The organism is Cellulophaga omnivescoria (genome assembly GCF_001999725.1).
GTDB lineage: Bacteria > Bacteroidota > Bacteroidia > Flavobacteriales > Flavobacteriaceae > Cellulophaga > Cellulophaga omnivescoria.
The window spans coordinates 37,287-46,591 of sequence record NZ_MDDP01000007.1; the positions used below are offsets into that span (position 1 = coordinate 37,287).

General features: G+C 34.8%; 4 protein-coding genes. 3 read left to right on the plus strand and 1 reads right to left on the minus strand.

The window, feature by feature from the left end; genetic code table 11:
* A complete protein-coding gene (rpoC, locus tag BFJ87_RS04540; RefSeq protein WP_077400579.1) occupies positions 1-4,299 on the plus strand; it encodes a DNA-directed RNA polymerase subunit beta' in 4,299 nt (1,432 codons plus the stop codon).
* Between the two features lie 5 nt (positions 4,300-4,304).
* Entirely contained in the window at positions 4,305-4,616 is a 312-nt protein-coding gene (locus BFJ87_RS04545) for a DUF3467 domain-containing protein (protein ID WP_034646236.1), read from the plus strand.
* 107 nt (positions 4,617-4,723) lie between these two features.
* Here BFJ87_RS04545 and BFJ87_RS04550 read toward each other — a convergent pair whose 3' ends face one another.
* On the minus strand, positions 4,724-6,313 hold the full coding sequence (locus BFJ87_RS04550; RefSeq protein WP_077400582.1) for a peptide chain release factor 3: 1,590 nt from the start codon (positions 6,311-6,313) through the stop codon (positions 4,724-4,726).
* A 377-nt stretch (positions 6,314-6,690) separates the two neighbouring features.
* Between BFJ87_RS04550 and BFJ87_RS04555 the strand changes: the two genes are divergently transcribed.
* On the plus strand, positions 6,691-9,305 hold a 2,615-nt coding region (locus BFJ87_RS04555; RefSeq protein ID WP_077400585.1), incomplete at its 3' end, for a thrombospondin.

Sequence of the window (9,305 nt, forward strand, 5' to 3'; positions counted from 1 at the left end):
ATGGCTAGACCAAAGGATAATAATACAATAAAAAGGTTCGATAAAATTTCAATCGGATTGGCATCACCAGAAGCTATTTTGGCAGAGTCAAGAGGAGAAGTTTTAAAACCTGAAACAATTAATTATAGAACCCACAAACCAGAAAGGGATGGTCTTTTCTGTGAGCGTATTTTTGGACCTGTAAAGGATTATGAATGTGCATGTGGAAAATACAAGCGTATCCGTTACCGTGGTATTGTTTGTGACCGTTGTGGGGTAGAGGTTACAGAAAAGAAAGTACGTAGAGATAGAGTTGGGCACATTAACTTAGTAGTTCCTGTAGCTCACATCTGGTACTTCCGTTCTTTACCAAATAAAATAGGTTACTTATTAGGATTACCTTCTAAGAAATTAGACATGATTATCTATTATGAGCGTTATGTTGTTATTCAGCCCGGTATTGCTAAAGGACCAGAAGGTGAAGAAATTCAGAAAATGGATTTCTTGACTGAAGAAGAATACTTAAACATACTAGAGTCTATACCAGTAGAAAACCAATATTTGGAAGATACAGATCCAAATAAGTTTATTGCTAAAATGGGGGCTGAATGTTTAATAGAGTTATTGTCAAGAATTAATTTAGATGAATTATCATTTGAATTAAGACATAAAGCAAATACAGAAACATCTAAACAACGTAAAACTGAAGCGTTAAAACGTTTACAGGTTGTAGAGTCATTAAGAGAGTCTCAAGAAAATAGAGAAAATAGACCTGAGTGGATGATTATGAAAGTAATCCCAGTAATTCCACCAGAACTTAGACCTTTAGTGCCATTAGATGGTGGACGTTTTGCAACATCAGATTTAAATGATTTATATAGAAGAGTAATAATTAGAAACAATCGTTTAAAAAGATTGGTAGAGATAAAGGCTCCAGAAGTAATTCTTAGAAATGAGAAACGTATGCTTCAGGAATCTGTAGATTCTCTTTTTGATAATACTCGTAAGTCATCTGCAGTAAAAACAGAATCTAACAGACCTTTAAAATCTTTATCAGATTCATTAAAAGGTAAGCAGGGTCGTTTCCGTCAAAACTTACTTGGTAAACGTGTAGATTATTCTGCTCGTTCGGTAATTGTTGTTGGACCAGAGTTAAAATTATTTGAGTGTGGTTTACCAAAAGATATGGCTGCCGAGCTTTACAAGCCTTTTGTTATACGTAAGTTAATAGAAAGAGGTATTGTAAAAACGGTTAAATCTGCAAAGAAAATTATAGATAAAAAAGAGCCAGTAGTTTGGGATATTTTGGAAAATGTTCTAAAAGGACATCCGGTATTACTAAACCGTGCTCCAACGCTTCACCGTTTAGGTATTCAGGCGTTTCAGCCAAAACTTATTGAAGGTAAAGCAATACGTTTACACCCATTAGTTTGTACGGCATTTAACGCCGATTTTGATGGGGATCAAATGGCTGTACATTTACCATTAGGTCCTGAGGCAATTTTGGAAGCTCAGTTGTTAATGCTTGCATCACACAACATATTAAATCCAGCTAATGGTTCGCCAATAACAGTACCTTCTCAGGATATGGTTTTAGGTCTTTATTATATGACTAAAGAGCGTAAATCTACTCCAGAGGTGCCAATTAAAGGTGAAGGATTAACATTCTATTCAGACGAAGAAGTTGTTATAGCTTTTAACGAGGAAAGACTTGATTTGAATGCAGGTATAAAAGTTAGAGCAAAAGACTTTAATGAAGAGGGTGAACTTGTATACCAAATAATACCTACTACAACAGGTAGAGTTTTATTTAATATGATGGTGCCAGAACAGGCAGGTTATATTAATGATGTATTAAATAAAAAATCTTTAAGAGATATTATTGGTGGTATTTTGGCTGTTACAGACGTGCCAACTACTGCAGAATTCTTAGATAAAATAAAAACTTTAGGATATGAATTTGCCTTTAAAGGTGGTTTATCTTTTAGTTTAGGAGATATTATTATCCCAAAAGAAAAACACGAAATGATTGCAGAAGCCAACGGTCAAGTAGACGGTATTATGGCTAACTACAACATGGGTCTTATTACTAACAACGAGCGTTACAACCAGGTAATTGATGTTTGGACATCTACTAATGCAATGCTTACAGAGTTAGCAATGAAGCGTATTCGTGAAGATCAGCAAGGATTTAACTCTGTGTATATGATGCTAGATTCTGGTGCAAGGGGTTCTAAAGAGCAAATTCGTCAGTTAACTGGTATGCGTGGATTAATGGCTAAGCCTAAAAAATCTACTGCAGGTGGTGGTGAAATTATTGAAAACCCTATTCTTTCTAACTTTAAGGAAGGTTTATCAATTCTTGAATACTTTATCTCTACTCACGGTGCACGTAAAGGTCTTGCAGATACGGCTTTAAAAACTGCCGATGCAGGTTATTTAACTCGTCGTTTGGTTGATGTTTCGCAAGATGTTATCATTAACACTGAAGATTGTGGTACTTTAAGAGGTATAGAAGTTTCGGCTTTAAAGAAAAACGAAGAAATAGTTGAGTCTTTAGGAGCTCGTATTCTAGGTAGAATATCATTACACGATTTATTTGATCCAGTAACAGAAGAGCAATTATTATCTGCAGGGCAGTTAATAGTAGAGTCTGATGTTAAGAAAATTGAAGCATCACCAATAGAGAGTGTAGAAGTACGCTCTGCATTAACCTGTGAAGCAGAAAAAGGTATTTGTGGTAAATGTTATGGTCGCAACCTTTCTACTAATAAAATGGTACAAAGAGGTGAGGCTGTAGGTGTTGTTGCTGCACAGTCTATTGGAGAACCTGGTACACAGTTAACATTACGTACCTTCCACGTGGGTGGTATTGCAGGTAACATTTCTGAGGATAATAAATTAGAAGCTAAATTTGCTGGTATTGCAGAAATAGAAGACTTAAGAACTGTTAATGGTGAAGATAATGAGGGGAACAAAGTAAAAATTGTTATCTCTAGAACATCGGAAATAAAAATAGTTGATGCTAAAACAGGTATTACTTTAAGTACAAGTAATATTCCTTACGGTTCTCAGCTAGCTATAGAAAACGGTGCTAAAGTTGCTAAAGGAGATGTAATTTGTTCTTGGGATCCATATAACGGTGTAATTGTATCTGAATTTACAGGTAAAGTTTCTTATGAAAATATAGAGCAAGGTGTTACATACCAAGTAGAAATTGATGAGCAAACTGGTTTCCAGGAAAAAGTAATTTCTGAGTCTAGAAATAAAAAGTTAATACCTACATTATTAGTTAAGAATAATAATGACGAGATATTACGTTCTTACAACCTTCCAGTTGGATCTCACATTATGGTGGATGACAACGATAAGGTTACTGAGGGTATGACATTAGTTAAAATTCCTCGTAAGTCTGCTAAATCTGGTGATATTACGGGTGGTCTTCCAAGAGTTACTGAACTTTTTGAAGCACGTAACCCATCTAACCCGGCAGTTGTTTCAGAAATTGATGGTGTTGTTTCTTTTGGTAAAATTAAAAGAGGTAACCGTGAAATTATTATAGAGTCTAAATTAGGTGATGTTAAAAAATATCTAGTGAAATTGTCTAATCAAATTCTTGTACAAGAAAATGATTATGTTAGAGCTGGTATGCCATTATCTGATGGATCTATTACACCTGCAGATATCTTAGCAATTAAAGGCCCTTCTGCTGTACAACAATACTTAGTGAACGAAGTTCAGGAGGTATACCGTTTACAAGGTGTAAAAATTAATGATAAACACTTTGAGGTTGTTGTTAGACAAATGATGCGTAAAGTTCGTATACAAGATCCGGGTGATACTATTTTCTTAGAAAACCAATTGGCGCACAAAGAAGATTTTATCAAGGAAAATGATGAAATTTATGGTAAAAAAGTTGTAGAAGATGCAGGAGATTCTGATAACTTAAAAGCTGGACAAATTATTACAGCCAGAGAGTTAAGAGATGAAAACTCAATCTTGAGACGTGCTGATAAATCATTAGTATCTGCTAGAGATGCTGTTGCAGCAACGGCAACACCAATTTTACAAGGTATTACTAGAGCATCTTTACAGACTAAATCGTTCATTTCTGCGGCATCGTTCCAGGAGACAACTAAAGTATTAAACGAGGCAGCAGTAGCTGGTAAAGTTGATAACTTAGAAGGATTAAAAGAAAATGTAATTGTTGGACATAAGATACCTGCTGGTACAGGTATGAGAGATTATGATAGCATCATAGTAGGTTCTAAAGAAGAATATGATGAGATTATGGCTCGTAAAGAGGAACTTAAATTTTAAGTTGTATGAGTGATTCTAATCAAGATCAGAAACAAATAAATATAGAGTTAGATGAAAAAACTGCTGAAGGAGTTTATTCTAATTTAGCAATAATTAACCACTCTGTATCAGAATTTGTAGTAGACTTTGTTAGTTTAATGCCAGGAGCGCCAAAGGCAAAAGTGAAAAGTAGAATAATACTTACGCCACAACACGCCAAAAAGCTTTTAAAAGCATTAAATGATAATGTTCAACGTTTTGAAAAGGCTCACGGAGCAATTAAAGATTATGAGCAGCCTTCAGTACCAATTAATTTTGGTCCAACAGGAGAAGCATAATAAAAAAACCACGCAATTTGCGTGGTTTTCTTTTTAATAAACAATGGGTAATAAAAAAGCCAAACAATTTATGTTTGGCTTTTTTTATTTTCTTGTAACACTAATTGTTATTCAAACTCAGATGTAAAGTGTAGTTTTACACTTGGGTATTTTTGCTGTGTCATTTGTAAAGAGAACTGTGAGTCTGCTAAAAATACTAGTTTTCCAGACTTATCTTTTGCTAAAAACTTTTGTTTAACACGCTTAAATTCTTTAAACTCATCATTATTTTTGTCTGTAGGTTCTACCCAACAAGCTTTAAAAACAGGGAAATTCTCATAAGTACATTTGGCGCCATATTCATGTTCTAATCTGTATTGTATAACTTCAAACTGTAAAGCACCTACAGTACCAATTATTTTACGTCCATTCATTTCTAAAGTAAATAATTGTGCTACACCTTCATCCATTAACTGATCTATTCCTTTATATAAAGGTTTAGCCTTCATAGGATCTGCATTATTAATGTATCTAAAGTGTTCTGGACTAAAACTAGGTATACCTTTGTAGTGTAACTCTTCTCCTTCTGTTAACGTGTCACCTATTTTAAAATGCCCTGTATCATGTAAACCAACAATATCTCCTGGGTATGATATGTCTACTATTTCTTTTTTCTCAGCAAAAAAAGCATTTGGACTAGAGAATTTTAGTTTCTTTTTGTTTCTAACGTGTAAATAAGGCTTGTTGCGCTCAAAAGTTCCAGACACAATTTTAATAAACGCTAGTCTGTCTCTGTGCTTAGGATCCATATTAGCGTGTATTTTAAAAACAAAACCTGTAAATTCTTTTTCGTTTGCTATAACCTCTCGTTCTTCTGCTTTTTTTGGTCTTGGAGAAGGAGCAATTTCAATAAAACAATCTAATAGTTCACGTACACCAAAGTTATTTAAAGCAGAGCCAAAAAATACAGGTTGTTGTTCACTAGCTAAGTATTTTTCTTTACTAAATTCAGGGTAAACCCCGTTTACTAGCTCCAAATCATCCCTTAAAGTTTGTGCGGCTTTTTCACCAATTACATTTTCGAGCTCAGGGTTTTGAACATCATCAAAAGCAATGGTTTCTTCAATGTTTTTTTTGCTGTCACCACTAAATAAATTTATATTCTTTTCGTATATATTATAAATTCCTTTAAAGTCGTAACCCATACCAATTGGGAAACTTAATGGTGTAACAGATAAGCCTAATTTTTGCTCTACTTCGTCAAGCAAGTCAAAAGCATCTTTACCTTCTCGGTCTAATTTATTTATAAAAACAATAATTGGTATTTTTCGCATTCTACATACTTCAACCAATTTTTCAGTTTGTTCCTCAACACCTTTTGCAACGTCAATAACAACAATAACACTGTCTACAGCTGTTAAAGTTCTAAATGTATCTTCAGCAAAATCTTTGTGTCCAGGTGTATCTAAAATATTTATTTTCTTATCCTTATATATAAAGGCAAGTACCGATGTAGCCACGGAAATCCCTCTTTGTCTTTCAATTTCCATAAAGTCACTGGTGGCAGATTTCTTTATTTTGTTGTTTTTTACGGCACCTGCTTCTTGTATTGCGCCACCAAAAAGTAATAACTTTTCTGTTAGTGTTGTTTTACCAGCATCGGGGTGTGATATAATACCAAAAGTCCTTCTCTTTTGTATTTCTTTTTCAAAACTCATTTAAAAAAATTTGTTGCAAAAGTACGGTAAATAATAGAATGCTAATAACTCTGTTAACAAATATTAAGAGGTCAGATTATTAGATAGTTAACTTTTTTTACTTTCGATAAAGTACCTTTTTTTTAGATAATCTAATTTCTGTAAAATTGCTTTAAGATATTTTTTTTGTTAAATTTTTAAAGGTGAAAGTTAAAAAATTAACATTTAAACGATTAAATTTGCGCTTCAAAGAACGGATGTAACTTATAATATCAAAATTAATGTAGTATTTAAAAATAACTTTAACTTAGCATCCAGTTTAAGCAAGAAGTCCCAAAATCTTTTTAGGTAAACTTAACAAACAATGCCATGGTGATTAGTAACACTAACTATCATTTATGGAAAACTTTACTTTAGTATTAAGCAGGTCTTTTAATAAAAAAAGGGCACCTCTGTTTACGTTTTTACTTGTATTTATATTCTTTACATTAACTGTACACGCCAACTTTGGTCCTGGTGTAGATACAGATGGTGATGGCGTTTTTGATCACATCGATATTGATGATGATAATGACGGAATTATTGATACGATAGAAGGAGATGGAGATGTAGATAAGGATGGAATACCTAATAGATTAGATATTGATTCTGATAACGATGGTATTTTAGATAACATTGAAGCACAATTATCAGTTGGTTATATTGCTCCAAGTGGTATAGATTCTGACGGTAATGGTTTAGATGATGCTTACGAAGAAACACCAGGAAGCTGTGGTGGTTTAACACCTATAGATACAGATGGTGATACTAGAAAAGATTATTTAGATATAGATTCTGACAACGACGGAATTTTAGATAATGTTGAAGCTCAAACTACAAAAGAATTCACCCCGCCTTGTGGTATGGATTCTGCTCCAAAAAATGGACTAGACGACCATTATGAAGATTATTGTGGAACAGGACAAGGAATTACTCCTGTAGACACAGATGGAGATTCTCACCCAGACTTTAGAGACATAGATTCTGACGATGATGGTATTATAGATAATATTGAGGCACAAACAACAGATGGTTACATCGCTCCAAAGGGTAAAGATGCAAATTGTGATGGTTTAGATGATGCGTACCAGAGTTGCCCAGGATTGGGGTTAACTCCTGTTGATACAGACGGAGATAAGAAGCCGGATTTTAGAGATATAGATTCTGATAATGATGGAATTACAGATAATACTGAGGCTCAAGGAGCTAATGCAATAATTAGCCCTTGTTCTTGTGATACAGATGGTAATGGTTTAGATGATGCTTATGAAACTACACCTGGATCAGGAGAAGGTATAACACCAACAAATTCAGATTCAGACTCTAATCCAGACTTTAGAGACATAGACGCAGATAACGATGGTATTCCAGATAACGTAGAAGGTCAAACAACCGATGGTTACATAGCACCAAGCGGAAACGATTCAGATATGGATGGTTTAGATGATGCTTATGAAGGATCAGGAGACGAAGGAATTACACCAAACAATCACGATGGTGAGGATACGCCAGATTATATTGATTTGGATAGTGATAATGACACAGTACCAGATAACAATGAGGGTAACGACTTTAATTTTGACGGAGAACCAGACCAAACATTTACAGGAGTAGATACAGATGGAGATGGTTTAGATGATGGTTATGAAGGAACAGATGTAAACGATGGTTTTGATGTTAATGATGAAATTAACGATCCAGCAAACGATTTACCAGATACAGACGGTACAGAAGATGTAAACTACAGAGATTTAGATGACGACGGAGACGGCATAAATACACCAGATGAAGATGCAGATGGTAATGGTGACCCAACTAACGATGATACAGATGGTGATGGTACACCAGATTATTTAGATCCTACAGATGATAGAAAAGACACAGATGGCGATGGTGTTCCAGATGCTGTAGATTTAGATGATGATAATGATGGTATTTTAGATGCAGTAGAGGATCCAAACTTAGATGGCGATAATGATCCGTTAACAGATCCACTTGATACAGACGGAGACGGTATACCAAATCATTTAGATATCGATGCAGATAACGATGGTATTCCAGACAACGTAGAAGGTCAAACAACTGATGGTTACATAGCACCAAGCGGAAACGATTCAGATATGGATGGTTTAGATGATGCTTATGAAGGATCAGGAGACGAAGGAATTACACCAAACAATCACGATGGTGAGGATACACCAGATTATATTGATTTGGATAGTGATAATGACACAGTACCAGATAACAATGAGGGTAACGACTTTAATTTTGACGGAGAACCAGACCAAACATTTACAGGAGTAGATACAGATGGAGATGGTTTAGATGATGGTTATGAAGGAACAGATGTAAACGATGGTTTTGATGTTAATGATGAAATTAACGACCCAGCAAACGATTTACCAGATACAGACGGTACAGAAGATGTAAACTACAGAGATTTAGATGACGACGGAGACGGCATAAATACACCAGATGAAGATGCAGATGGTAATGGTGACCCAACTAACGATGATACAGATGGTGATGGTACACCAGATTATTTAGATCCTACAGATGATAGAAAAGATACAGATGGCGATGGTGTTCCAGATGCTGTAGATTTAGATGATGATAATGATGGTATTTTAGATGCAGTAGAGGATCCAAACTTAGATGGCGATAATGATCCGTTAACAGATCCGCTTGATACAGACGGAGACGGTATACCAAATCATTTAGATATCGATGCAGATAACGATGGTATTCCAGATAACGTAGAAGGTCAAACAACCGATGGTTACATAGCACCAAGCGGAAACGATTCAGATATGGATGGTTTAGATGATGCTTATGAAGGATCAGGAGACGAAGGAATTACACCAAACAATAACGAAGGAGAGGAAACACAAGATTATATTATATTGGATAGTGATAATGAAACAGTACAAGACAAAAATTATACAATACTAACGAAAGCAGCAACCATACAAGT